This window comes from Ochrobactrum sp. MYb379, from assembly GCF_037479515.1.
In the GTDB taxonomy this organism is placed as follows: Bacteria; Pseudomonadota; Alphaproteobacteria; order Rhizobiales; family Rhizobiaceae; genus Brucella.
This window is the reverse complement of record NZ_JBBGYW010000005.1, coordinates 185959-209920: the sequence shown is the minus strand read 5'-3', so window position 1 is coordinate 209920 and position 23962 is coordinate 185959. Positions and strand designations below refer to the sequence as shown.

The following is a 23962-nucleotide window of genomic DNA, read 5'->3' as shown; positions in this document are numbered from 1 at the left end:
AAAGCTGGGGAGCCTATTTCGGATAAGATGCGCGGCAAAAAAGTGTTAAACCTTATTCAGTGCCTGTGCCACGACATAGCCAAGCGCTGTTGCTGCAAAACATGCAGCCAATGAAATGCCGACGTTTAAAAGTGCTCGTCCGGGCATTCCCGAACGCAGCAAATCAACGGTTTGCATGCTGAATGAGGAAAAAGTGGTGAAGCCACCGCAGACGCCGACGAGGAAAGCGACACGCCAGATTTCTGGCAATTCAAAGCGGCTGGAAGCAATCGTCATTGCGCCGAAAAACGCGATGGCAAAAGAGCCAATGATGTTGACGACAATGGTGCTCCAAGGCAGATCACGGCTGATCGGTGCCAGCCACAGCGAAAACCAATAGCGCAACACGCTTCCAAACGCCCCGCCAATAGCGACGACAATCGTTCCCTGCATCTGTTCATTCCAATGACGTTAAGTGCATTGAGACTGCACCTAAAAGATCAGAATAATTTGACGCCGTCTTGAACTTTTTTATCAATTGCAGCGAGAACGACCTCGCCATTTTCATCAGGGAAGCCGAGCGTCAGCACTTCGGACATAAATGGCCCAATCTGGCGCGGTGGAAAATTGACCACGGCCATGACTTGCCGACCGATCAGATCTTCCGGCTGATAGTGCTTGGTAATTTGCGCAGACGACTTCTTAATACCGATCTTGTCACCAAAATCGATCTTCAGCTTGAAAGCTGGCTTGCGCGCTTCGGGAAATGGCACCGCTTCAACGATTGTTCCCGTGCGAATATCGACCTGCTCGAAATCGGCCCAGGTAATCGTTTCAGTTCCGCTCATCTCATTCCCCCAAAATAAATCCCGGTCTCATCGACCGGGATCAAAATTCATCATGCACGTCCGACGGTTTCAAACAGAACGCTTTCCAGCGATTCACGCGCACTTACACCAGACCAGACGACAAACTGAAACGCCTGAAAATAGGTTTCGCATGCTTCCAGTGCCGCAGAAAGCAAAACTTCAACCTGACGGCTTGTCGGCTCTGCACCACCCGCAAGAAGGAGCGACTGACGATACATAATCGCGCCTTCCTGCTGCCAAAGGTCAAAATGGCCCATCAGAAGCTTTTCATTGATGAGCGACAGCAACCGCATCACTTCATTGACGCGAGGTTCAGCAACCTTGATATCAAAGGCACAGGCCAGATGCAGCGCTTCAAAATCCTCCATCCAGGAGAACGAGATATGGTAGTCAGTCCAGTTACCCGCTACCGAAATTGCAATTTCGTCGTCGCCAGTCCGCTCGAACGTCCAGTCGTTTGAATTCGCAACATGCTCAATCACATCCACCGGATGCGCGTCGCGTGCAAATTCAAGCTCAAGAAGGCTCATGTCCGTTTCCTGTTCTGCGAAGCGCCTCGAAAGGCACTTCCAAATTCCCGGCGCGCAAGTCACTGCTCGCCCGCGCCTCGCCCCGCACAAGACCAAGTGCAGAAAAAAGACACGAATTGATCGGTCGAGGAATCGACATGCTTTAAAAACATGCAACGCCTCAATGGCACACGCACATACGCAACTGATACTGGAAAGCAGCCTGAAGACGCGAAAACTAAAACTACAGCCCCTCGCCGCTGCCTACATGACCACATTACGAATCATGTAGTGTTTTCAGTCTATTGATGCTGAATCTGAACGCCAGCCCCTTTTGTCGAAAGAGGCATTAAAGCATGTGGAAATATGAGAAGGGCAGGTCGGAACCCCTGCCTTAAGCGACTCTAAGACAAGGGTTTTTGGCAGTTACAGCCTGTTAATAAAAAATTATGAATTATCTTTGGATTTCGCTGCTGCCACAGAGGTTTTTGCCGTTTTCGCAGTCGAATCAACTTCAAATTTAGCAAGACGCGCTTCAAGTGCTTCGATTTTGACAAGCAGAGCGGCGTTTTCGGCGCGTGCTTTGATCGCCATTTCACGCACTGCTTCGAAGTCTTCGCGCTGCACAACATCAAGCGTGTTGAGCACGCGTTCGCTCTGCGAGCGCAAAGCAGTCTCGACTTCGCGGCGCACACCTTGCGCAGCGCCTGCCGCATCCGTCACAAGCTTTGCGAGTTCATCGAGAACCCGGTTCGATCCGCTGGTCATAGCTTTATTCCCTATTTCGATACGGTCTTGTTGAAAACCTCAATTTGAAATAGGGCCGTCTCGGTTCTGATGCAAGTGAAGCTGTATAAACGTGATGACTTGACCACTCAGATATCGTCGCGCATGGTCCGCCGGAAAATGGAGTTATTGAATTATGGAGACTTTGCAGTCTGCCTCTGGCCTCGCCTTTCCGAATATCGATCCGATAATCTTTTCGATCGGCCCGTTTGCCGTGCACTGGTATGGGCTGGGCTATGTCATCGGCATCATGTTCGCATGGTGGTATGGCAAGAAGCTGCTTCGTAACCATCGCCTGTGGGCCAACAACCAGCCGCCAATGAAGCCAGAAGCGCTGGATGACTTTGTCATTTGGGCAGCGCTCGGCGTGGTGATCGGTGGACGTCTTGGCTACGTACTGTTCTACAATCCCGCTTATTACTTCTCCAACCCACTGGCCATTCCAGCTGTGTGGGACGGTGGCATGTCGTTCCATGGCGGCATCTTAGGCACCACAATTGCGATGATCTGGTTTGCACGCTCACGCGGCGTCAAAGTCTGGAGCATGTTCGATACGGTTGCCGCTGGCGTTCCTGTCGGCCTTGGCGTTGTGCGCGTTGCAAACTTCATCAATGATGAACTGTGGGGCCGCGTCAGTGACGTGGCATGGGCTGTGCGCTTCCCGAATGGCGGTGGCCTGCCACGTCATCCAAGCCAGCTCTATGAAGCATTCCTCGAAGGCTTTGTTCTATTCTTCGTTCTGCTCCTGCTGGTATGGGTTGGCAAAAAATTGAAAGCGCCGGGCTTTATCGCGGGCACATTTGTTCTGGGCTATGGCCTCAGCCGTATTGTCGTTGAGTTCTTCCGCGAACCCGATGCGCAGCTTGGTTATCTATTCGGCGGATGGCTTACTATGGGCATGATCCTGTCGCTGCCAATGGTCATCATCGGACTTTGGGCCATGTGGCGCGCCAACAGAGCCGCAGCAAAACATGCCTGAGGCAACGCTTAAAGAGCGGGTGAAACGACTGATCGGCACCACGGGGCCGATCAGCGTGGCCGACTATATGGCCGCGTGCCTTGGTGATCGCGAGGCTGGCTATTACACGACGCGCGAACCTTTCGGGCGCGATGGTGATTTCATTACCGCTCCCGAAATAAGCCAGATGTTCGGCGAACTGATTGGCATATGGTGTGTCGGCGTATGGGACGCACTTGGACGCCCAACCGATGCAGTGCTTTGCGAAATCGGTCCCGGTCGTGGCACATTGATGAGCGATATGCTGCGCACGATTGCAAAGCTTGCGCCACAAATGGCAGCATCTGTTCGTGTTGCCATGGTCGAAACCAGTCCACGTCTAATAGAAAAACAGAAAGAGAAGCTTGCTCCTCTTAATACTTCTGTCGAATGGTTTGAACGCTTTGCCGATATTCCAAACGGGCCACTGATCCTCGTTTCCAACGAACTGTTCGACGCAATCCCTTTCAGGCAATTCGTGAAAGCCAATGGCCGCTTTGTGGAACGATTGATCGCGCTTGATGAACAAGACGAGTTTCAGTTTGTCAGCGGCGCTGCAGGCATTGATGCGGCACTCCTGCCCACAAAACATCAGACAGTACCCGAAGGCGCCATTTTTGAAGCAGCGCCAGCCCGAACCGCATTAATGCAGGAAATCGCGCAACGCATTACCGCGACGCTTGGTGCAGCACTCTCCATCGATTACGGCCACCTACAATCAGGCTTTGGCGACACGCTGCAAGCCATGCTGAAACATGCCTATGATGATGTATTTGCCCACCCCGGAGAGGCAGACCTAACCAGCCATGTCGATTTTGACATGCTGGAAAAAACCGCGCGCCATTGCGGCTGCAAAACCGCAACCATGACCCAAGGCGATTTTCTGCTCGCCATGGGCCTCATCGACCGCGCCGGTCGTTTGGGCGCAGGACGCGACGAAACCTTCCAACATAAAATTCGCGAAGATGTCGAACGATTGGCATCACCCGATCAGATGGGAACGCTGTTCAAAGTGCTGGCCATTAGCGACCCAAAGACAACCATCTTTCCATTCGATAAGGCCTAACAAAGGCAACCGTCAAAAAGCTGCGATTGACAAGCAAACCAGCCTCCCCCACCATCCAGCCGTTTTGAAAAGAGAAAATCCATGACCGATAAGCCGCAACCGCTTCGCTCCCCTCTGCTGGATGGCCCTGCCGGAACAAACGGCAAGCGCATTGCGCATGGTTTTTTCACACGCAAGGGCGGAGTATCTGGCGGCATCTATGCAGGTTTGAATGTCGGCAGCGGTTCCAATGACGTGCCGGAACTGGTCACCGAGAATCGCCGACGCGTTGCTGAAACGCTTGGCGTTGCATCCGATCACCTAATGACAGTGCATCAGGTCCACTCGCCTGATGTGGTTTATGTAACCGAGCCGTTAAGCACGCCGCGCCCGAAGGCTGATGCGATGGTGACCAATATTCCGGGCATTGCACTTGGTGCTTTGTCGGCAGATTGCGGCCCGGTTTTGTTTGCAGATCATGAAGCAGGTGTTATCGGTTCTGCTCATGCCGGTTGGCGCGGCGCTTTCACCGGCGTTCTCGAAAACACCATTGACGCTATGATGGAACTTGGCGCAAAGCGCGAAAACATTATCGCTGTGCTTGGACCGACAATCGGACCTGACAATTATGAAGTCGGACCGGAATTCTATGCAGAATTTACCAGCAAAGACGCATCTTTTGCCAAGTATTTTCAGCCTTCCGATAAGGAAGACCACAAGCTTTTCGATCTCTGGACCTTCATCACCGACCGCCTGACTGCCGCAGGCGTGAAAGCTGATGCGCTGCGTCAGTGCACCTATGCCAATGAAGACCAGTTTTATTCCTACCGGCGCACAACGCATCGCTCTGAGCCGGATTACGGTCGCCAGATTGCGGCAATCGCCATTGTAGAAGATTAAGGAGAACCGCATGGCCCTTCACTTCGAGCCGGAAGAATTCGCCGCACGTCGCGACCGCTTGATCCTGAAGATGGAGGAAGAAAAACTGGATGCAATCCTGCTGTTTGCGCAGGAGAGCATGTATTGGCTCACAGGCTACGACACATTCGGCTTCTGTTTTTTCCAATGTCTCGTGGTCAAGGCCGATGGGTCTACCGTTTTGATGACGCGCTCTGCCGATCTGAGACAAGCGCGTCACACATCGAACATCGAGAATATCGTGGTCTGGACGGATCGCGACAACGCAAACCCGGCAATCGACTTACGCAATATTCTCACAGAGCTTGACCTGCTGGGCACACGTATCGGTATTGAATATCAGACACATGGCCTGACAGGAGCTAATGCCCGCAAGCTCGATGAACAATTGCAGAGCTTCGCTAAACTCTACGATGCGTCTGGCATGGTGGACAGGCTGCGTCTGCTGAAAAGCCCGGCTGAAATCACCCTCACCAAACGCGCAGCGGAACTCAGCGATGATGCACTGGATGCAGCCTTAAAACTCACCAAAGCCGGCGCCAGCGAAGCTGACATTCTAGCCGCCATGATGAGCGCCAATTTTGCAGGTGATGGCGACTATCCTGCCAATGAATATATCATCGGCTCCGGTGCCGACGCCCTTCTGTGCCGCTATAAATCCGGTCGCCGGACACTCTCCGCCAACGACCAGCTGACGCTCGAATGGTCTGGCGTGTTTCGCCACTACCATGCACCCATGATGCGCACCGTCATTATCGGCGAGCCGAAACCAGAACATCATCAACTCTACAATGCAGCACGCGAAGCGCTGGAAGCCGTCGAACAAGCCATGACACCGGCCTCCACCTTTGGCGATGTGTTTGACGCGCATTCTCGCATCATGGAAGCGCACGGCCTCACCCGCCATCGGCTAAACGCCTGCGGCTATTCTGTGGGTGCTCGTTTTGCGCCATCTTGGATGGACCCGCAAATGTTCTATTCCGGCAATCCTGAAAGCATCCAGCCGGATATGACACTGTTTGCCCATATGATCATCATGGATTCAGACACACAAACCGCCATGACTTTGGGCCAGACTTATCTCACCACAAATGGTGCGGCACTGCCACTTTCACGGCATTCGCTGGATATGCCCGTCATTCCCTAGAGATGATTGTCAAGTGAGCCGGGATGAGCGATAAACTCCGTTCACAGTGCAGGAGTGGTCTGCGCTTACTGGAGAATGAAGCTGAACATGAACAAGGCTCATCTTTCAATATTGCTGTTACTGACAGGACTGCTAACCGCGTGCAACAGCACGGAATCCGCATTGAATGTGCAGGGCTCCAATCAGCAACCCGCACAAACCACCCAAAATACAACGACGCCAACACCTGCCCAGCCAGCAGCAACGACGCCAACTCAAACAACAACCCCCGCCACAACACCGGCACGCACCGCGTCTCTCAAGCCGGGCAAGCTTTACATAGCGCCGATCATCGGCGCGCCGGTCAATGTCGTGACGCCCCTCACCCACCGCATCAATGACGATGCGCGCGCCAAAGGTGTTGAGCTTGCAGGCAATGGCGGGGCGGATGCTGCCTATGTTATGAAGGGCTATTTCTCGGTTCTCTCCGAAGACAACCAGACCACTATTCTCTATGTCTGGGATGTTATGGATGCCTCTGGTAATCGTCTGCATCGTATTCAGGGACAGGAAAAAGTGCCGGGCGCAGCGGCAGACTCATGGAGCGTTGTGCCCCCTTCTGCCATGCAATCCATCGCCGATAAGACCATGCAGGAATATTCGAGCTGGCTTGCGGCAAATCGCGCATGAAAAATCAGTTATCTGGCAAAAGACTGAAATCTTTTGCTGAATCAACGGTGCCCGCCTGTGGGAAAGCACTTCGAGAAGGCTTTTTACCGCAATTGTGACCTCACAGGACTTGCAATGACGGTGACTCTTTGCAATAGGCCGCTCATTCGAGAAAACCTTGAAAGCTGCGGCACTTGACACTTTGTGAAAGAGTACGCGGCTTTAAAGTTTTTAAAGGATGACAAAGCGAAGCTGGACCTGTTTCCGTTTCGCTTGAAATCAGAGATCACGTCCGTTTCACGGACTTTTTGCGACAGAACGAAACTGCTCCGGCTTCAGAGGCAAAAAGAATGAAACTTTTCGCAGGCAATTCCAACCGGGTTCTTGCTGAATCCGTTGCTAAACATCTCGACATTCCGCTTGGCAAGGCCACTGTGCGCCGCTTCGCTGATCAGGAAATCTTCGTAGAGATTCAGGAAAACGTGCGCGGCGAAGACGTATTCGTTTTGCAATCGACCTCCTATCCAGCAAACGACAATCTGATGGAACTGCTGATCATGATCGACGCCTTCCGTCGTTCATCGGCACGCCGCATCACTGCCGTTCTGCCTTACTTCGGCTATGCCCGTCAGGATCGTAAGCCCGGACCACGCACGCCAATCTCGGCAAAGCTGGTTGCCAACCTCATCACCGAAGCCGGTGCAAACCGCGTTTTGACGCTTGATCTGCACGCAGGTCAGATTCAGGGCTTCTTCGACATTCCAACCGATAACCTCTATGCGGTTCCGGTCATCGCGCGCGATGTGAAAGCCAATTACGCCACCGGCAATTGCATGGTTGTTTCGCCAGACGTTGGCGGTGTGGTTCGTGCCCGTTCGCTCGCAAAGCGCATCGATGCACAGCTCGCAATCGTTGATAAGCGTCGTGAACGTCCGGGTGAATCGGAAGTCATGAACGTTATTGGTGACGTAACCGGCAAAGATTGCCTGCTGTTCGACGACATAGTTGATTCCGGCGGCACGCTCTGCAATGCGGCAGAAGCTCTGCTTGCCAAGGGCGCAAAGAGCGTTACTGCATACATCACGCACGGTGTTTTGTCGGGTGGCGCTGTTGCCCGTATCGCTTCGTCAAAGCTGAAAGAGCTGGTCATCACTGACTCTATCCAGCCAACAACAGCGATCAACGACGCGCATAATATCCGCGTCCTGCCGATTTCCGGTCTGATCGGCGAAGCGATTGCACGCACCGCGGCTGAAGAGTCGGTTTCAAGCCTGTTCGATTAATCTAATCAGAATACCAAGACATGCCGCAAGCAATAGCACCAGCGGCATGTTGAGCTTCAAGACGATAAGCAATAATGCCGCCGCGCCTGCGATCAGGACGGCGGCATTGTCTATTGTGCTGACATCTGGCAGCGGCAGACTGAAAACGCCGATCTGATGATCGACCACTTTGCCAAACAGCACATGCAGTGAAAACCAAAGCGCCAGATTGGCAATCACACCAACAACCGCAGCAGTGATCCCGCCAAGCATGGCAGACAGCCAGCGTAGTTGCCGCAAGCGCTCCACAAACGGCGCTCCCGCAAGTATCCAGAGAAAGCACGGCACAAAAGTAAACCAGAGCGCAATCAGCCCTCCGAACAAGCCCCCGACAAGCGGCGGCAGACCGGACAGATTGGCTGCACCCACAAAGCCGACAAAAACAAGCACGAGGATCAATGGCCCCGGCGTCGTTTCAGCCAGTCCCAACCCAGTCAGCATCTCGCCGGGTTGCATCCAGCCAAAGTGATCCACCGCTTGCTGCGCGGTATAGGAAAGCGCTGCATAGGCACCGCCAAAGGTCACAGCAGCCAGCTTTGAGAAAAATGCGGCTTCTGCGGTGAACACATGGGTACTGCCAAAGACCATATAAAGCGCAATGAGTGGCACCAGCCACAGCCCGCCCCAGATCAGGGTTTGCAGCGAAAACTCGCGAAACGCATTGGGCACAGCTTGCGCGACACTAATGCTCGCTGCTCCACCTCGCAGCCAATGACGCAATCCACCCGCAAGCGCTGCCAGCACCACGACAATCGGAAATGACAGTTTTAGAAAGGCGATTGCAATGAAAGCGGCAATTGCCACCGCATAAGAAAAGCCGGAAGCCAGTGTGCGCTTTGACATCCGGTAAAGCGCTTCAAACACAATGGCCAGCACCGCCGCTTTGAGGCCGAACAAAAGTCCCGCAACAATGTCGACATGGCCGAAGGCAACATACAGTGCTGACAAAGCCAGCATAACCACAGCACCCGGCAGAACAAACAACAGCCCGGCCAGCAACCCGCCACGCCAGCCTTTCACCGTCCAACCCGCATAGGTCGCAAGCTGCATAGCTTCCGGCCCGGGCAATAACATGCAGAAGTTCAGCGCATGAATCAGTCGCTCCTGATCCATCCAGCGCTTTTCATCGACCAGAACCCGCTGCAGCATAGCAATTTGCGCAGCCGGTCCGCCGAACGACAAAAGCCCGACTTTGCCAAAAGTGATAAATAACTCTCTGAAATCAGGCTGCGGCTGTGTTGTCATTCTTGCTCTCTGTAAAATCCTCCCAGCAGTTGCCGAGGATCATTACAGTTTCATGACAGTTTGCACAGAAGCGCTTTATTCCGCAGCCGTCGCTTCATCCGCCTGATCATCCGGCGCGTTTGGATCGCCCGGTGCGGTCTCGCATTGAAGATCAGGGAAATTGACGATACGCAAGCCTTTGAAGTCATTGCGCACTACCAACAATCCACGTTCCTCAAAATAGGTCAGCAAGCGTCGGGCACGGCTCAAGGAATGCGTACCATAAGCACGCGCGAGTGCCGCATCCGAAGGGCAAGTCGCCCCTGTCACCGCCGCCTGTGCGACAATCAGAAACACGCCCTGAACATCATCTGTGAGGCTTTCAGAAAGTGCCAGCGCCTTCTGCCATGTCTCGCCGGTTGCCACATCGCTCTCAATGCTTGCTTGCGCAACGGCAAGGCGACGGCGGAACGCAGGCAAAGCCAGCGGTTCACCCGGAACGCGATGAATGCGACAGCGCACCAGAAAGTCCTGATAAAGCACCGCAACTGAACGGAAGGACGCCTCAGGATCATCAACGATCTCGCGCATCACCTTTTCAAGCAGGCTATCGCGCTCCGCCTCGATTATTCCGGGGAACAATGGCGCTTCGACAGGTTCCGCTTCCGGCCTTGGCTTTGCCACCTGTGCGAGAATTTCAGCCGTTGATGGTGCCGGAGGCGGCGGCGGCGTGCGACGCACAACCGTGCGGATTTCCTGCGGCGCAGGCGTGAAAATCAGATCGCGCGCATCTTGCGGTGCGTCAGGCAATGGCATGAGCTTTGGCGACGACGAGCGCGCAGAGGTTTCGACTTTGCCAATTTTAATCGGCAAGGGGCGACGCGACAAAGCAGGTCCAAGGGCAATGAAATGACCGCGCTGCAGATCGCGGAACTGTTCCGCCTGCTTGCGTTCCATCCCGAGGAGATCAGACGCACGCGCCATATCAATATCAAGGAAAGTACGGCCCATCAGGAAGTTCGACGCTTCAGCAGCAACATTCTTCGCAAGCTTTGCAAGACGCTGCGTGGCGATCACACCCGCAAGGCCGCGCTTACGGCCACGGCACATCAAGTTTGTCATAGCGCCAAGCGAGAGCTTGCGCGCTTCGTCTGACACTTCACCTGCAGCAGCGGGCGCAAAGAGCTGAGCCTCGTCAACCACCACCAGCATCGGATACCAGTAATCGCGCTCGGCATCGAACAGACCGCCAAGGAAAGCTGCGGCGGCACGCATCTGCTGCTCGACGTCCAGACCTTCAAGGTTCAGCACCACAGAAACGCGATGCTGGCGAATGCGGCTTGCAATACGCGTGAGTTCTGCTTCCGAACGCGCAGCATCGACAACCACGTGGCCATGAAGATCAGCAAGCGTTACGAAATCGCCTTCCGGATCGATGATGCATTGCTGCACCCATTGTGCGCTCTGCTCAAGCAGACGGCGCAGAAGATGCGACTTGCCGGACCCTGAATTGCCCTGCACGAGAAGGCGGGTTGCGAGAAGCTCTTCAAGATCAAGCATGGCCTGCTTGCCACCACCAAGCGCCGCTGCCGAGGCAGAACCGCTTCCAGCAACAGAACCCATGTCGATACCGACCTGCATCTCGTTTCCTTTGTTTCATAAATGAAATAGCGACTCGCAATACAAAGGCGGTCGATCGGCCATCCGCTTAACATTTTTGACGCGACCAATGCCACCCGTTAAGACAAAAGCCCACAGAAGCTGTGGAACGGGTTGCATGAAAAGCCCCTTTGTTCTATAGCACCGCCATCCGCGTAGACACCCTTGGAGGCAACGCGGAATGGATCGGTCCGGTCTTTCACCTTGTGGAAGGCATTACGGGCTGTTTCATGTTGTTTGTTGGAGCATGATCCCGAAAAGTGGAAACCGGTTTTCGGACAAGATCATGCTAATAAAACCGGCAGGCGACACTCCAGTAACTTTGAAAGGTAATGCCATGAGCGATACTTACGTGCTCAAGGCCGATCTGCGCAGCCGGGTTGGTAAGGGGTCCTCCCGCGAACTTCGCCGCAACGGCCTAATTCCTGCAGTCATCTATGGCGACAAGCAGGAACCAATCTCGATTGCTGTTTCCTATAAGGAAGTTTACTACAAGATCCACGGCGGCGGCTTCAAAACCACTGTTGCTACGATCGAAGTAGACGGCAAGAAGATTCAGGTTCTCCCTAAGGACTACCAGCTGGATCCAGTTCGTGACTTCCCACAGCATGTTGACTTCCTCCGCGTTTCCGCGAAGTCGGTTGTCCATGTTAACGTTCCTGTTCACTTCAAGAACGAAGAAGCAGCACCGGGCATCAAGCGCGGCGGCGTTCTGAACATCGTTCGTCACGAGGTTGAACTGATCGTTCCAGCAAACGCAATTCCAGAAGCTCTGGAATTCGACCTGACCGGTCTCGAAATCGGCGACTCGGTTCACATTTCGGCTATCAAGCTGCCGAAGGGTGCAACTGCTGCCATTCAGGATCGCGATTTCACGATTGCTACCATTGCTGCACCTGCCGGCCTCAAGTCGGAAGAAAATGCAGAAGGCGAAGCAACGGACGGCGAATAATCGCTTTCGGCATAAGAGGGTCAGAAAACCATGCTGCTCATCGCAGGACTTGGCAATCCCGGCCCTCAATATGCGCGTAACCGACACAATATCGGTTTTATGGCGGTGGATGAAATATTCCGCCGCCATAGATTTTCCAACTGGCAGAAGAAGTTCAAAGCCGAGATCGCCGATGGCGTGATTGATGGCGAAAAAGTGCTTCTCATCAAGCCAATGACCTTCATGAACCTTTCTGGCCAGTCGATTGGCGAAGCCATGCGCTTCTACAAGCTGACCTCTGCCGATCTCGTTGTGATTTATGACGAGCTTGATCTTGCGCCTGCAAAGCTGCGCATCAAGACTGGCGGCGGCTCTGGTGGTCATAACGGCATCAAATCTATTGACGCGCATGTGCAGACGTTCGACGGCGGTAAAGACTATCGCCGTATGCGTCTTGGCATCGGGCATCCCGGCGCGAAGGAACTGGTGCACAATTACGTCCTTGGCGATTTTGCTAAGGTCGATAGTGAATGGCTGGATAAGTTGTTCGGCGCCATTTCCGACAACATTAGCTTACTCGCTAAAAAAGAAGACAACAGCTTCATGAACCGCGTAGCGGTTGCTATGGGCGACGGCAATCAGCGTCCCAGTGGGTTCAAGGCTGATCCTGCACAAGCAGCAAAAGCACCGCCAAAAGCACAGAGCCACATTCGACAGGCGCGTCAGAACGCAGCCAAGCCGAACATTCCGGCAAGCGGCCCAATGGCTGAAATGCTGAAAAAGCTGCTCGGCAAGAAGGACTAAACCATGAGCGATGTCGTTTACATGTTCGCCATGAGTCTCGATGGCTTCATTGCCAATGATGACGGCAGTTTTGACTGGCTGGAACAATTTCCGCCGGACGATGGCTTTGGCTTTGGCTTCGATGAATTCATGAGCGGCATCACTGGGATAGTCATGGGGCGCGAGACATTTGATGTTGTCGGCTTGGTACCGGAATGGCCTTATGGCTCGCTGCCAGTCGTCGTTGCAACCCATCAGACATTCGACAATTTGCCAGCAAATACCGTCACGATGGCTGGTACGCCGGATGAACTGATCGCGAAGTTGCAAGCCATGGGAGCGGATGGCCCTATATGGCTCATGGGCGGCGGCGATCTGGCGCGGCAATTTCTCGATGCCGGACTGCTTGACATCATCGATATAGGAACTATTCCGGTCATACTGGGAAGCGGCAAACCGGCTTTCAAAAAATCATCACGCCACTGGCTGGAGTTGCAATCCGCCAAGGCGCTTCATAATGGCGCCGTGCGCTCAATTTACCGCGTCAAGCGATAAGGGACGAATATCATGGGTTTCAAATGCGGCATCGTCGGTCTGCCTAATGTTGGCAAGTCCACGCTTTTCAACGCTCTGACCAAGACGGCAGCAGCACAGGCTGCAAACTATCCATTCTGCACCATTGAGCCAAATACGGGCGAAGTGGCGGTGCCTGACCCACGCCAGAGTGGCATTGCAAAAATTGCAGGCTCGAAGGAAATTATTCCGACCCGCATCAACTTTGTTGATATTGCTGGTCTCGTACGCGGCGCCTCGAAGGGCGAAGGTCTGGGCAATCAGTTCCTCGCCAATATCCGCGAAGTCGATGCCATCGTGCATGTTCTGCGTTGTTTTGTAGACGACGACATTACGCATGTTGAAGGCCGTATCGACCCTGTATCGGACGCTGAAACCGTTGAAACAGAACTGATGCTGTCGGATCTTGAAAGCATTGAACGCCGCATCGTGCAGATCCGTAAGCGCGCTTCGTCGAAGGACAAGGAAGCAACGACGGTTCTGCCGGTGATGGAACAGGCACTGGAACTGCTGCAAAATGGCAAGCCGGTTCGCTTGATGCTTAAAGATATTGCGCCAGACGATCTGCTGATCCTCAAGGGCTTGAACCTGCTGACCTCAAAGCCAGTGCTTTATGTCTGCAATGTTGCCGAAAGCGACGCAGCGAAAGGCAATGAGTACAGCGCTGCTGTCGAAAAAATGTCCAACGAACAGGGTGCGCAGAGTGTCATCATCTCGGCAGCTATTGAAGCCGAAGTCGCTCAGCTCGCTGACGAAGAAGCCAAAGAATATCTCGACGCCATGAACCTTGAAGAGCCGGGTCTCGACCGCCTCATTCGTGCGGGCTACAAGCTTCTTGACCTGATCACCTATTTCACGGCAGGACCGAAGGAAACCCGCGCATGGACTATCCGTCGTGGCACCAAGGCTCCGGGCGCAGCTGGCGTCATCCATACGGATTTCGAGCGCGGCTTCATTCGTGCGCAGACAATTGCGTATGAAGACTACATCAAGTTCAATGGTGAAGTCGGCGCAAAGGAAGCAGGGAAAGCGCGGGACGAAGGCAAGGAATACATCGTCCATGACGGCGATGTGATGCTGTTCCGCTTCAATACCTGATAAAACAAAGGCCGCTACAAAATAGCGGCCTTTTTTCTACGCATGTCTCCCAAAAGTGGGAACCGCCTTCGCGGGGAAATCAGTCCACTGGACTGATATTCTAATCCCGCTACGATGGGATTAAGACATGCGCAGGCAAAGAAACAGAGCGGCCTTCGCCGCTCTGGTGGGAGGAGACCGGATTGACTGACAAGACGCCTAAATATGCGTATGAAGATTTCACGCAAGGACTGAAGCTTCCCTTCGGTCCGCGCACTCTCACCAAAGAAGAGATTATCGAATTCGCCCGTGAGTTCGATCCGCAGCCTTTTCATCTTGATGAAGAAGCAGGCAAGGCAAGCGTCCTTGGAGGCCTCGCTGCTTCGGGCTGGCATACAGTGTCGCTTTTCATGCGCATGGTCTGGGATGCCTATCTCAAAGATTCGACTTCACAAGGCAGCCCCGGCATCGAATTCAACCGCTGGAAGCGACCAGTGCTAGCAGGCGACACACTGAGCGGCTGCTCAACAGTACTTGATCGTCGCCGCTCTAAATCCATACCGAATGTCGGATTCCTCACAGTCCATAACGAGATCGTCAATCAGCGTGGCGAGGTGGTTTGCGAGCTTCAGCATACGGCCATGGTCGGCCTTCGCAATCCTGAGCGCGAAGGAGATGCCGCATGAGTTTTATCGAAGACCATCTCGGCGAAGAACTTTCCATCGGCAGCTATACATTCACCGCAGAAGAAATCATTCACTTCGCCTCAAAGTTTGACCCGCAGCCGTTTCATCTAGATGCGGAAGCGGCCAAGAATAGCGTACTCGGCGGCCTCTGTGCATCGGGCTGGCATACAACGGCAGTGTTCATGAAGCTCAATGTGGCATCCATCGTTGAGGCAACCAAAGATGCGATGAAGCTCGGCGAGGTCCCGCCGACATTTGGCCCCTCACCCGGCTTTGAGAACCTCAAATGGCTACGTCCGGTCTATGCTGGTGATACAATCACCTACAAGCGAACGGTCCATTCTGTACGTCCGCTTGGATCGCGTCCCGGCTGGTCGATGCTTAACATGAGCAGCACCGCGTACAACCAAAACGGCAACAAGGTTTTGTCATTCGACAATGCCGCTATGGTGAAGCTGCCCGCTTAACAAAAAAGGCCCGGAGCAATTCCGGGCCGTTTTTCTGCGGGTTTTTGCGACTCAATCGCCTTCGAATTCCACAAGCGTACGCACCGGGACGCCAAGTGCTTCGAGCTTCTTGCGTCCGCCAAGGTCCGGCAGATCAATGATGAAGCAGGCCGCAACGATGTTGGCACCCATCTGCAAAAGAAGCTTCGCCGCAGCTTCGGCGGTGCCACCAGTTGCAATCAGATCATCGACCAGAATGATACGCTCACCCTTCTCGATGGCATCGCGATGCATTTCCATTTCATCAATGCCATATTCAAGGCTGTAAGCAATCCGCACGGTATCGCGTGGCAGTTTACCCTTTTTGCGGATCGGCACAAAACCCGCCGAAAGCTGATGCGCGATTGCGCCGCCGAGAATGAAACCGCGTGCTTCAATTCCTGCGACCTTATCGACCTTGTTACCAGCAAAAGGATAAACCAATTCATCAACCGCACGACGGAACGCCTGTGCGTCACCCATCAGTGTGGTGACATCACGGAACTGGACACCCGGCTTAGGATAATCAGGAATTGTTCTGATCGCGTCTTTCAAAGTGGTTTTGAGCGTCGATTCCATTTTCAGTCCTTTCAGAGGAGAAGCTTATGGCTTCGGCCCAATCATTGTATTGCCCACTCTTCAACCACGATATGGAGAGCGCGCCAAGCGGCTTCCCGTTCTTTTGAGCAACTTGTGATACTCATCCAACAAAAAGGGCGCCTCGCGGCGCCCTTTTCAACAGTCTGATTGATCAATCAGTGCTTTACATTCGACCAGATCGAACGCTTGGCGATGTAAACAAGGCCCGCAAACAGGATCAGAAAAATAATGACCCTAAAGCCGGTCTTCTTACGCTGCTCCAGATGCGGCTCAGCAGCCCACATCAGAAATGCCGAAACGTCATGCGCATACTGGTCAACCGTTTGTGGCGAGCCGTCATCATAAGTCACCTGATCATCGCTTAGCGGCTTAGCCATGGCCAGCGACTTACCCGCAATGAAGTAAGGGTTATAATGGGTGCCTTCAGCAACCTGCATACCTGCTGGCGGCTGTTCATCATAGCCGGTCAAAAGCGCGTGGATATAATCCGGTCCAGCTTCGGCATATTGCGTGAATATGTCGAAGATGAACGTCGGGAAGCCACGTTCCACTGCACGCGCCTTGGCAATCAGCGAGAAGTCTGGCGGCGCCGCACCATTATTGGCAGCGGCAGCAGCATTCACGTTCGGAAATGGCGACGGAAAATGGTCTGTCGCAATAGCCTTACGGGTGAACATTTCACCATCTGCATTCGGACCGTCTGTAACTTCATATTCCGCAGCAAAAGCCTTCACCTGATCCGGCGAATAACCAAGCGCTTCCAGATTGCGGAAAGCGACAAGGTTCATCGAATGACAGGCAGCACACACTTCCTTATAAACCTTAAGACCGCGCTGAAGCTGTCCCTTGTCATAAGTACCGAATGGGCCTGAAAAGCTCCAGCTTTCCTGCTTTGGATGATGGATAGGATAATGCTCAGGTTCCCCCTCGCCGCCACCGGCAGCAAATGCACCACCCATCGTCACACCGAGTGCCACCAGCGGAGCAATACCGAAAGCAGCGAAACTCTTGAGGATGTTTTTCATTGTTACGTCCTTCATCTCGCGCTTCAGCCTTTGATTTCCACTGGGGTAATCTCAGCCTTGCTTTCGCTCTTCTCAAGCACTGCCTCGGTAATCGAGTTCGGCAGGCGCTTCGGCTTTTCAACCAATCCAAGGATCGGCATGATGACGATGAAGAATGCGAAGTAGTAAAGCGTGCCAAACTGCGCCAACAGCGTGTATGTGCCTTCCGCAGGACGCGAACCCAACCAGCCAAGGAAAATCGCGTTGATCACGAACAGCCAGAAGAACAGCTTGAACCAAGGACGGTAAACAGCCGAGCGCACCTTCGATGTATCGAGCCATGGCACGACAAACAGGATCGCAATCGAACCAAACATCACCAGAACGCCACCAAGCTTAGAGTCGATCGGGCCAATGTTGAAAGTAATCGCACGCAGCATCGCGTAGAAAGGCAGGAAGTACCATTCAGGCACGATATGCGCCGGTGTTTTCAGCGAGTCAGCCTGAATATAGTTATCCGGGTGACCGAGGAAGTTCGGCATGTAGAAGACGAAATAAGCGAAGAAGATGAAGAAGACGAGCGCACCGAAAGCGTCCTTGATGGTCGCATAAGGCGTGAACGGCAGCGTATCGGTCTTCGATTTAACTTCGATGCCAGTCGGGTTGGTCTGGCCTGTTACATGCAACGCCCAGACGTGCAGGATAACAACGCCCACAATCATGAACGGCAGCAGGTAATGCAGCGAGAAAAAGCGGTTAAGCGTTGGATTATCAACCGCAAAGCCACCGAGCAGCAATTGCTGGATCGGTTCGCCTATCACCGGAAAGGCCGTGAAGAAGCCCGTGATAACTGTTGCACCCCAGAAGGACATCTGGCCCCATGGAAGCACATAGCCCATGAAGGCAGTTGCCATCATCAGCAGGAAGATGACCACGCCGAGAATCCACAAAAGCTCACGTGGAGCCTTGTAGGAACCATAGTAAAGACCACGGGCAATATGAAGATAAACAGCGATAAAGAAGAATGACGCGCCGTTCGCATGCATATAGCGCAGCAGCCAACCGGAATTGACATCGCGCATGATCTTTTCGACCGAATTGAACGCAATCGTCGTTTCAGCCGCATAATGCATCGCCAGCACAATGCCGGTCAAAATCTGGGCAATGAGCATGAAGCTCAGAATGCCACCGAAAGTGTACATGTAGTTCAGATTACGCGGTGTCGGATAGGCAACAAATGAATCATAGACAAGACGCGGCAAAGGTAGCCGCTCGTCGACCCATTTCTCGATGCCGGTCGAGGGCGTATATGTGGAGTGATGACCACTCATATTTTATCTCCCCAAGATCTGTTTAGCCGATCCTGATGACCGTATCGGAAGCGAATGCATATTCTGGAATGTACATGTTTTCCGGCGCTGGACCGCTGCGGATACGACCGGCGGTGTCATAGGTCGAACCGTGGCATGGGCAGAACCAGCCACCAAATGACCCGGATTCACCGAGCGGCACACAGCCAAGGTGCGTACAAACGCCGACCATGACGATCCAGTTTTCCTTGCCTTCACCTGCCGAACGCGCGACGTCTGTCGCTTCTGCATCCAAAGGAAGATTGGCATTGCGAGCAGCAATGTCTTTGAGATCGGTCAAGGCTGTAACCTTGGCGTCTTCAATTTCCTTAGCGGTACGATTGCGAATGAAAATTGGCTTGCCGCGCCACTTGACGGTCATGGATGCTCCTTCTTCGAGCGAAGATACATCGACCTCAATAGACGCTGCTGCGAGTGTCGAAGCATCGGGACGCATCTGGTCGATAAACGGCCATGCCAGTCCACCGACAGCAACGACACCGGCCATTCCCGTCGCAATATACAAAAAATCACGTCGTGTCGGCTCAGCCGTGTCGTGTGCGCTCACGTGCCAATTCCTTTTTAACCTGGATATTCAATTGATAACTCCCCTCGTCCTTCGTGCACCTGCGCAAAAGCGGTCCCGCCCTTTGCGCTCACACGCAAATTGCAGTTCTACAAGTGCTTGCAGAACGAAATTCCCTCCATCTCAACATTAAGGTGTAGGCAGGTTGAAATGCCTTGTCCAGACGCCAAGCCTAAGGGACGGCACCATGTCGCAGGGAGCGTTTTTGCGATCTTTAAATCGCTGCCAAACAAAAACCTCCGCGCAAATCTCACTTTGCGCGGAGGTTTTTATGATGCTGCAAATAGGCCTAAATTAGCGATCGATGCCCAGAAAACCGCCGGATTGCCGCGCCCAGAGGCCTGCATAAATGCCACCCTGCGCGATAAGCTCATCATGCGTGCCCTCTTCGGCAATGCGCCCCTTGTCCATAACAATCAAACGATCAAGCGCTGCAATTGTTGAAAGCCGATGTGCGATTGCGATCACGGTCTTGCCGTCCATGAGCTGACGCAGGTTCTCCTGAATGGAAGCTTCAACCTCTGAGTCGAGCGCTGATGTGGCTTCATCCAGAATAAGGATTGGTGCATTTTTCAAAATAGCGCGCGCAATCGCAATACGCTGACGCTGACCACCCGATAGCTTGACGCCACGCTCACCCACAAAGGCATCAAAGGATTTGCGGCCGTTGAAGTCTTCAAGCCTTGCAATGAACTCGTCCGCCTCTGCCTGTCGTGCGGCCTCCGCAAGATCGTCATCGGTCGCATCATCGCGCGCCAGCATGATGTTATCGCGCAATGAGCGATGCAACAGTGCCGTTTCCTGACTGACGACCGCAAAAGCGCGCCGCAGTGAGGCTTGCGTCACATCACGCACATCCTGCCCATCAACGAGGATCGCACCCTTCTCAACATCGTAGAGCCGCAGGATCAGATTGACGAGTGTGGACTTACCGGCACCGGAGTGCCCCACCAGCCCGATACGCTCGCCACCCTTGATGGAAAAGTTGATGTTATCCAGAACACCTGCAGCTTTGCCATAATGGAAAGTGACATTCTGTATATCGATCCGTGCATCCGTAATAAGCAATGGCTTTGCGTCGCGCTTATCTTCCAGACCAAGCGGTGCAGACAAAAGCTTCATCGAGTTTTCGATCAGCCCGAGCTGCCGCAGCATACCGTTTAACTGCATCATCAACCGGCCAAGCAGCATATTGAGACGCAGGATCAAACCCAGCGTGAAGGAGACCTGCCCGACGGTGATCGCGTTTTTTGTCCACAAATCGATAGTGATGCCCGCAATCACCACAATCATAACGCCCGAAAGGGCTGTCATAGCAAGTCGCACGCCTGTCAGTGAGCGCATGAATGGAAAGACTGCCGCGAGATAGCGCGTGAAGCCTTCACGCATGTAGCGCTCGTCATCATCAACGGTATTAAGCTTGATCGTCTGAATGTTCGAATAGCTATCGACGATGCGCCCATTGATCATCGATCCCGCTTCAGCAGACGCTTCCGCATTCTTTCGGATGCGCGGAAGATAGTGCCGTGCGATTAAGCCAAAAGCCACGATCCAGACAATGACTGCCGCGGCCAAGCGCCAGTCGAGCTGCCCGACCAGAACCAGCGTCGTGATGCTATAGATCGCCATAAACCAGACGACCTGAATGAGACTTTCAATCAGATCACCTGCCGCCTGTCCGGCCTGCCAGACCTTGGTGGCGATACGTCCGGCAAAATCATTCTGAAAGAAGGCGTAGGACTGTCGCTGGACATAGGAATTCGCCTGCCAGCGGATCATATTATAGAAACCCGGCGAAAGCGTCTGGCCTTCGAGCATCGTCGTCAGCGCTGTCACCACAAATCGGATGACGAGAACCGTTACCGCCATGAACAGCAGTTCCGGGCCAGCCGCCTGAAACAGTTCTGACCAGCTTCGCTCCACACCTGCACGACCGGCCTGATCAAGAATATCGACCAGCCTGCCGGTGAAATAAAACAGCCCTGCCTCAACCAGTGGCGCAAGACCGCCAACAGCCAGTGCCGTTGCAAGCGGCCATTTGGCCTGACGCGCATAATGCCAGAGAAAGGCCAGCGTTGTTGAAGGCGGTCTGAGCTTGTCCGGTTCGCGGAAGGGATCAACCCAGCGCTCGAACAGGCTGTAAACCGCTTTCATCAATTGCATATTCCTTACTGTGTCAGTTCAGCTTCGCCCTGCTCGTCAAAGCCAAGGAAGCCGCCCGACTGACGCGCCCATAGTCCAGCATAAATGCCACCGAGCGCTACAAGTTCCTCATGCGTGCCATCTTCAACAATTTGGCCCTTATCCATCACCACGAGACGATCAAGGGCTGCGATGGTCGAAAGACGATGCGCAATCGCGATAACGGTTTTGCCTTCCATCAGCGTGTTGAGGCTGTCCTGAATGGCCGCTTCCACTTCTGAGTCGAGCGCAGAGGTTGCTTCGTCCAAAATGAGGATCGGCGCATCTTTGAGCATCACACGCGCAATCGCGATACGCTGGCGCTGACCACCCGAAAGTTTCACGCCGCGTTCACCGACATGGGCATCCAGTCCGCGCCGACCTTTGGCATCGGTCAGCAAAGGAATGAACTGGTCAGCCTGTGCCAGACGAATAGCTCGCTCAACCATTTCCTCACTCGCATCCGGGCGACCATACATGATGTTCTCACGCACGGAGCGATGTAGCAGCGATGTATCCTGCGTCACCATACCGATACTTGCGCGCAGCGAATCCTGTTTGACTTTGGAGATATCCTGCCCGTCAATCAGGATGCGGCCCTTCTCCAGATCGTAGAAACGCAGCAACAGATTGACCAGCGTGGATTTACCCGCACCGGAACGCCCGACAAGACCGATTTTCTGGCCCGGCTTAATGTCAAGCGACAGGCCTTCGATAACGCCTTTGCCTTTGCCGTAGTGAAAGCCAATCTTATCGAAATCGAGCGCACCTTGGCTTACCTGCAAGACAGGTGCATTCGGAACGTCGACAACTTCATGCGCGCGCGAAATCGTGGTGATGCCATCTTCGACTGTGCCAATATTCTCGAACAGCGCCGACATTTCCCACATGATCCATTGCGACATGCCGTTGAGACGCAACACAAGGCCAATACCAACGGCCACAGCGCCGACAGAAATCGACGAGTTCATCCAGAGATTAATGCCGATCAAACCCACCGCGAAAAGCAGAATGCAATTCGAGAGATAGAGCGTGAAGTGGAACATCGTGATCATACGCATCTGGCGATGCACAGTACCCAAAAAGCCATCAAGACTTTCTTTGACGTATGACTCTTCGCGGCTTGAATGCGAGAACAGCTTCACGGTCGCTATGTTGGTATAGCTATCAACAATACGACCCGTCATGGACGACCGCGCATCCGCCTGCTGTTCCGAAATCACCCGCAAGCGCGGAATGAAGAAGCGAAGCAGGATCATGTAAACGCCAAGCCACACCGCAAACGGGATCATCAGAACAATATCGGCTGAGGCTGCGATAAACAGCGTTCCAGCGAAATAGACGATCACGTAATTGAGCACGTCGAGAAGCTTCATCACCGTTTCACGAACGGCGAGCGCTGTCTGCATCAGCTTGGTCGAGATACGTCCGGCAAACTCGTCCTGAAAGAACGACATCGACTGACGGATCAGATAGCGATGCATCAGCCAGCGCACACGCATCGGATAATTGCCGAGCAATGTCTGATGAATGAGCAGCGAATGGATCAGCACCACGCCCGGCAGGATGACCAGCACAACGCCTGCAATCAGCGAAAGCCGCCAGCCTTCATTGCTCAGAAATGTCTCGCGCGACTGGTGCGAAAGCCAGTCGACTATATTGCCCATAAAGGCAAACAGAGACACTTCGATAATTGCAATCAGTGTCGTGAAAATAGCCATGCCGATAATCCACGGCCATGAGCCACGGGTGTAATACATGCAAAAGGCTACGAGCCCGCGCGGTGGTTCACGCGGAGGCTCTTCGGGATAAGCATCGAGTCGTTTTTCAAACCATGTAAACATGGTGTCCCTTTTACGTGCACCCTATAAAATTTGAAAGACAACAACAGGAACAAAAAGGGAATATTTTTGTGATCTGTGAATAAGCCAAATTCGCAACACATAGCTGCGCAGAGATGTGTTGATGCGAGCGTTTCAGCAAAGCTCTACTCTTGCAGCCCACCGATTTGTGGGCTACCCGGCTTGTATGGATCTGCGCATTGCCCTTTACCAGCCTGACATTCCCGGCAACACCGGAACCATTCTGCGCATGGCCGCTTGCCTCGGCTTCGCGGTGGACCTTATCGAGCCTGCGGGCTTCGACGTCTCGGACCGCTCGCTGAAACGCGCCGGCATGGATTATCTCGAACAGGCAGCCCTCACCCGCCACGCCAACTGGCAGCAGTTCAATGACTGGCGTCTTCAGGCAGGCAAGCGACTGGTGCTGCTTTCCACTAAGGCAGCTGTTCCCTACACGACTTATCAGTTTCAGGAGAATGACATTCTTCTGTTTGGGCGGGAGTCTGCCGGTGTTCCAGACAGCATTCAGGACATCGCCGATGCGCGGCTGATCATCCCGATGGTACCGGGTGCGCGCTCCCTCAATCTTGCGGTTTCTGTAGCACTTACAGCAGGCGAAGCTATGCGCCAGCAAAACCTCGAAAGTGATTCTTTTTCAGTCCCATAAGAGAAGAAACGGAATCAGTTCCCGAAGCAGATTTGAATGCGCCGCAATCTTGCCGGCAGCACAGAATAAACAATTCCAATATCCGGCCAGAAAGGT

At 53.6% G+C, this 23962-nt stretch carries 25 protein-coding genes; 13 read left to right on the top strand and 12 right to left on the bottom strand.

The window, feature by feature from the left end:
- Positions 1-45: 45 nt before the first annotated feature.
- The 4 genes from crcB to WH356_RS13300 form a co-directional block, all read right to left on the bottom strand.
- A complete protein-coding gene (crcB, locus tag WH356_RS13315; RefSeq protein WP_339511546.1) occupies positions 46-432 on the bottom strand; it encodes a fluoride efflux transporter CrcB in 387 nt (128 codons plus the stop codon).
- A 47-nt stretch (positions 433-479) separates the two neighbouring features.
- Positions 480-827 (bottom strand): tRNA-binding protein, encoded by a 348-nt coding sequence (locus WH356_RS13310; protein WP_339511544.1) that lies wholly within the window; start codon positions 825-827, stop codon positions 480-482.
- A 50-nt stretch (positions 828-877) separates the two neighbouring features.
- Complete coding sequence (locus WH356_RS13305; RefSeq protein ID WP_250038779.1) at positions 878-1378, bottom strand: YbjN domain-containing protein; 501 nt, start codon at positions 1376-1378, stop codon at positions 878-880.
- Between the two features lie 426 nt (positions 1379-1804).
- Positions 1805-2125, bottom strand: a complete 321-nt coding sequence (locus WH356_RS13300) for an accessory factor UbiK family protein (RefSeq protein ID WP_339511541.1) — start codon at positions 2123-2125, stop codon at positions 1805-1807.
- Positions 2126-2276: 151 nt separating this feature from the next.
- On the opposite strand from WH356_RS13300, the gene lgt reads away from it, so the two are divergent.
- The 6 genes from lgt to WH356_RS13270 all read left to right on the top strand — a co-directional run bounded on the left by lgt (position 2277) and on the right by WH356_RS13270 (position 8181).
- Positions 2277-3122, top strand: coding sequence for a prolipoprotein diacylglyceryl transferase (lgt, locus tag WH356_RS13295; RefSeq protein ID WP_339511778.1), 846 nt, complete (start codon positions 2277-2279; stop codon positions 3120-3122).
- Positions 3115-4206: a class I SAM-dependent methyltransferase gene (locus WH356_RS13290; RefSeq protein WP_339511539.1), complete on the top strand. Its 1092-nt coding sequence runs from the start codon at positions 3115-3117 to the stop codon at positions 4204-4206. The genes lgt and WH356_RS13290 overlap by 8 nt, the downstream gene beginning before the upstream one ends.
- Before the next feature lie 81 nt (positions 4207-4287).
- Positions 4288-5085, top strand: a complete 798-nt coding sequence (gene pgeF, locus WH356_RS13285) for a peptidoglycan editing factor PgeF (RefSeq protein ID WP_339511537.1) — start codon at positions 4288-4290, stop codon at positions 5083-5085.
- A gap of 10 nt (positions 5086-5095) precedes the next feature.
- On the top strand, positions 5096-6250 hold the full coding sequence (locus WH356_RS13280; protein WP_339511535.1) for a M24 family metallopeptidase: 1155 nt from the start codon (positions 5096-5098) through the stop codon (positions 6248-6250).
- A gap of 75 nt (positions 6251-6325) precedes the next feature.
- Positions 6326-6919 (top strand): hypothetical protein, encoded by a 594-nt coding sequence (locus tag WH356_RS13275; RefSeq protein ID WP_339511533.1) that lies wholly within the window; start codon positions 6326-6328, stop codon positions 6917-6919.
- A gap of 329 nt (positions 6920-7248) precedes the next feature.
- A complete protein-coding gene (locus WH356_RS13270) occupies positions 7249-8181 on the top strand; it encodes a ribose-phosphate pyrophosphokinase (RefSeq protein WP_339511531.1) in 933 nt (310 codons plus the stop codon).
- Here the strand turns inward: WH356_RS13270 and chrA are convergent.
- Positions 8164-9465 carry a chromate efflux transporter gene (chrA, locus tag WH356_RS13265; protein WP_339511529.1) on the bottom strand — a complete coding sequence of 434 codons (1302 nt, stop codon included), beginning with the start codon at positions 9463-9465 and terminating at the stop codon, positions 8164-8166. The two genes, WH356_RS13270 and chrA, sit on opposite strands and share 18 nt — an antisense overlap.
- 75 nt (positions 9466-9540) lie before the next feature.
- Positions 9541-11085, bottom strand: coding sequence for an ATP-binding protein (locus tag WH356_RS13260; protein WP_339511527.1), 1545 nt, complete (start codon positions 11083-11085; stop codon positions 9541-9543).
- Positions 11086-11440: 355 nt separating this feature from the next.
- On the opposite strand from WH356_RS13260, the gene WH356_RS13255 reads away from it, so the two are divergent.
- From WH356_RS13255 to WH356_RS13230, 6 genes are all read left to right on the top strand, one after another.
- Positions 11441-12055 carry a 50S ribosomal protein L25/general stress protein Ctc gene (locus WH356_RS13255; RefSeq protein WP_339511776.1) on the top strand — a complete coding sequence of 205 codons (615 nt, stop codon included), beginning with the start codon at positions 11441-11443 and terminating at the stop codon, positions 12053-12055.
- A 30-nt stretch (positions 12056-12085) separates the two neighbouring features.
- Positions 12086-12838, top strand: coding sequence for an aminoacyl-tRNA hydrolase (pth, locus tag WH356_RS13250; RefSeq protein ID WP_339511525.1), 753 nt, complete (start codon positions 12086-12088; stop codon positions 12836-12838).
- A gap of 3 nt (positions 12839-12841) precedes the next feature.
- Positions 12842-13372, top strand: a complete 531-nt coding sequence (locus WH356_RS13245; RefSeq protein ID WP_339511523.1) for a dihydrofolate reductase family protein — start codon at positions 12842-12844, stop codon at positions 13370-13372.
- A 12-nt stretch (positions 13373-13384) separates the two neighbouring features.
- The gene (gene ychF / locus WH356_RS13240) at positions 13385-14488 is read left to right on the top strand and encodes a redox-regulated ATPase YchF (protein ID WP_339511521.1); all 1104 of its coding nucleotides are present in this window, start codon (positions 13385-13387) and stop codon (positions 14486-14488) included.
- 182 nt (positions 14489-14670) lie between these two features.
- The gene (locus WH356_RS13235) at positions 14671-15153 is read left to right on the top strand and encodes a MaoC family dehydratase (RefSeq protein ID WP_339511519.1); all 483 of its coding nucleotides are present in this window, start codon (positions 14671-14673) and stop codon (positions 15151-15153) included.
- Positions 15150-15620 carry a MaoC family dehydratase gene (locus WH356_RS13230; protein ID WP_339511517.1) on the top strand — a complete coding sequence of 157 codons (471 nt, stop codon included), beginning with the start codon at positions 15150-15152 and terminating at the stop codon, positions 15618-15620. Before WH356_RS13235 ends, WH356_RS13230 begins: the two co-directional genes overlap by 4 nt.
- A 51-nt stretch (positions 15621-15671) precedes the next feature.
- Here the strand turns inward: WH356_RS13230 and WH356_RS13225 are convergent, their stop codons facing one another.
- The 6 genes from WH356_RS13225 to WH356_RS13200 form a co-directional block, all read right to left on the bottom strand.
- Positions 15672-16217 carry an adenine phosphoribosyltransferase gene (locus WH356_RS13225; protein ID WP_339511515.1) on the bottom strand — a complete coding sequence of 182 codons (546 nt, stop codon included), beginning with the start codon at positions 16215-16217 and terminating at the stop codon, positions 15672-15674.
- 176 nt (positions 16218-16393) lie between these two features.
- The gene (locus WH356_RS13220; protein WP_339511513.1) at positions 16394-17263 is read right to left on the bottom strand and encodes a cytochrome c1; all 870 of its coding nucleotides are present in this window, start codon (positions 17261-17263) and stop codon (positions 16394-16396) included.
- A gap of 23 nt (positions 17264-17286) precedes the next feature.
- Positions 17287-18573: a cytochrome b gene (locus WH356_RS13215; protein ID WP_339511511.1), complete on the bottom strand. Its 1287-nt coding sequence runs from the start codon at positions 18571-18573 to the stop codon at positions 17287-17289.
- A gap of 22 nt (positions 18574-18595) precedes the next feature.
- On the bottom strand, positions 18596-19159 hold the full coding sequence (gene petA, locus WH356_RS13210; protein WP_339511509.1) for a ubiquinol-cytochrome c reductase iron-sulfur subunit: 564 nt from the start codon (positions 19157-19159) through the stop codon (positions 18596-18598).
- 312 nt (positions 19160-19471) lie between these two features.
- Entirely contained in the window at positions 19472-21331 is a 1860-nt protein-coding gene (locus tag WH356_RS13205; RefSeq protein WP_339511774.1) for an ABC transporter ATP-binding protein, read from the bottom strand.
- A gap of 14 nt (positions 21332-21345) precedes the next feature.
- The gene (locus WH356_RS13200) at positions 21346-23202 is read right to left on the bottom strand and encodes an ABC transporter ATP-binding protein (protein ID WP_339511507.1); all 1857 of its coding nucleotides are present in this window, start codon (positions 23200-23202) and stop codon (positions 21346-21348) included.
- 184 nt (positions 23203-23386) lie between these two features.
- On the opposite strand from WH356_RS13200, the gene WH356_RS13195 reads away from it, so the two are divergent.
- Positions 23387-23866, top strand: coding sequence for a tRNA (cytidine(34)-2'-O)-methyltransferase (locus tag WH356_RS13195; protein WP_339511772.1), 480 nt, complete (start codon positions 23387-23389; stop codon positions 23864-23866).
- Positions 23867-23962 lie beyond the last annotated feature (96 nt).

Excerpts from the sequence above, each read along its gene's own strand:
- crcB (WP_339511546.1), bottom strand. The coding sequence starts at position 432 with ATGCAGGGAACGATTGTCGTCGCTATTGGCGGGGCGTTTGGAAGCGTG.
- WH356_RS13310 (WP_339511544.1), bottom strand. The coding sequence starts at position 827 with ATGAGCGGAACTGAAACGATTACCTGGGCCGATTTCGAGCAGGTCGAT.
- WH356_RS13305 (WP_250038779.1), bottom strand. The coding sequence starts at position 1,378 with ATGAGCCTTCTTGAGCTTGAATTTGCACGCGACGCGCATCCGGTGGAT.
- WH356_RS13300 (WP_339511541.1), bottom strand. The coding sequence starts at position 2,125 with ATGACCAGCGGATCGAACCGGGTTCTCGATGAACTCGCAAAGCTTGTG.
- WH356_RS13290 (WP_339511539.1), top strand. The coding sequence starts at position 3,115 with ATGCCTGAGGCAACGCTTAAAGAGCGGGTGAAACGACTGATCGGCACC.
- pgeF (WP_339511537.1), top strand. The coding sequence starts at position 4,288 with ATGACCGATAAGCCGCAACCGCTTCGCTCCCCTCTGCTGGATGGCCCT.
- WH356_RS13280 (WP_339511535.1), top strand. The coding sequence starts at position 5,096 with ATGGCCCTTCACTTCGAGCCGGAAGAATTCGCCGCACGTCGCGACCGC.
- WH356_RS13275 (WP_339511533.1), top strand. The coding sequence starts at position 6,326 with ATGAAGCTGAACATGAACAAGGCTCATCTTTCAATATTGCTGTTACTG.
- WH356_RS13270 (WP_339511531.1), top strand. The coding sequence starts at position 7,249 with ATGAAACTTTTCGCAGGCAATTCCAACCGGGTTCTTGCTGAATCCGTT.
- chrA (WP_339511529.1), bottom strand. The coding sequence starts at position 9,465 with ATGACAACACAGCCGCAGCCTGATTTCAGAGAGTTATTTATCACTTTT.
- WH356_RS13260 (WP_339511527.1), bottom strand. The coding sequence starts at position 11,085 with ATGCAGGTCGGTATCGACATGGGTTCTGTTGCTGGAAGCGGTTCTGCC.
- WH356_RS13255 (WP_339511776.1), top strand. The coding sequence starts at position 11,441 with ATGAGCGATACTTACGTGCTCAAGGCCGATCTGCGCAGCCGGGTTGGT.
- pth (WP_339511525.1), top strand. The coding sequence starts at position 12,086 with ATGCTGCTCATCGCAGGACTTGGCAATCCCGGCCCTCAATATGCGCGT.
- WH356_RS13245 (WP_339511523.1), top strand. The coding sequence starts at position 12,842 with ATGAGCGATGTCGTTTACATGTTCGCCATGAGTCTCGATGGCTTCATT.
- ychF (WP_339511521.1), top strand. The coding sequence starts at position 13,385 with ATGGGTTTCAAATGCGGCATCGTCGGTCTGCCTAATGTTGGCAAGTCC.
- WH356_RS13230 (WP_339511517.1), top strand. The coding sequence starts at position 15,150 with ATGAGTTTTATCGAAGACCATCTCGGCGAAGAACTTTCCATCGGCAGC.
- WH356_RS13225 (WP_339511515.1), bottom strand. The coding sequence starts at position 16,217 with ATGGAATCGACGCTCAAAACCACTTTGAAAGACGCGATCAGAACAATT.
- WH356_RS13220 (WP_339511513.1), bottom strand. The coding sequence starts at position 17,263 with ATGAAAAACATCCTCAAGAGTTTCGCTGCTTTCGGTATTGCTCCGCTG.
- WH356_RS13215 (WP_339511511.1), bottom strand. The coding sequence starts at position 18,573 with ATGAGTGGTCATCACTCCACATATACGCCCTCGACCGGCATCGAGAAA.
- WH356_RS13205 (WP_339511774.1), bottom strand. The coding sequence starts at position 21,331 with ATGAAAGCGGTTTACAGCCTGTTCGAGCGCTGGGTTGATCCCTTCCGC.
- WH356_RS13200 (WP_339511507.1), bottom strand. The coding sequence starts at position 23,202 with ATGTTTACATGGTTTGAAAAACGACTCGATGCTTATCCCGAAGAGCCT.
- WH356_RS13195 (WP_339511772.1), top strand. The coding sequence starts at position 23,387 with ATGGATCTGCGCATTGCCCTTTACCAGCCTGACATTCCCGGCAACACC.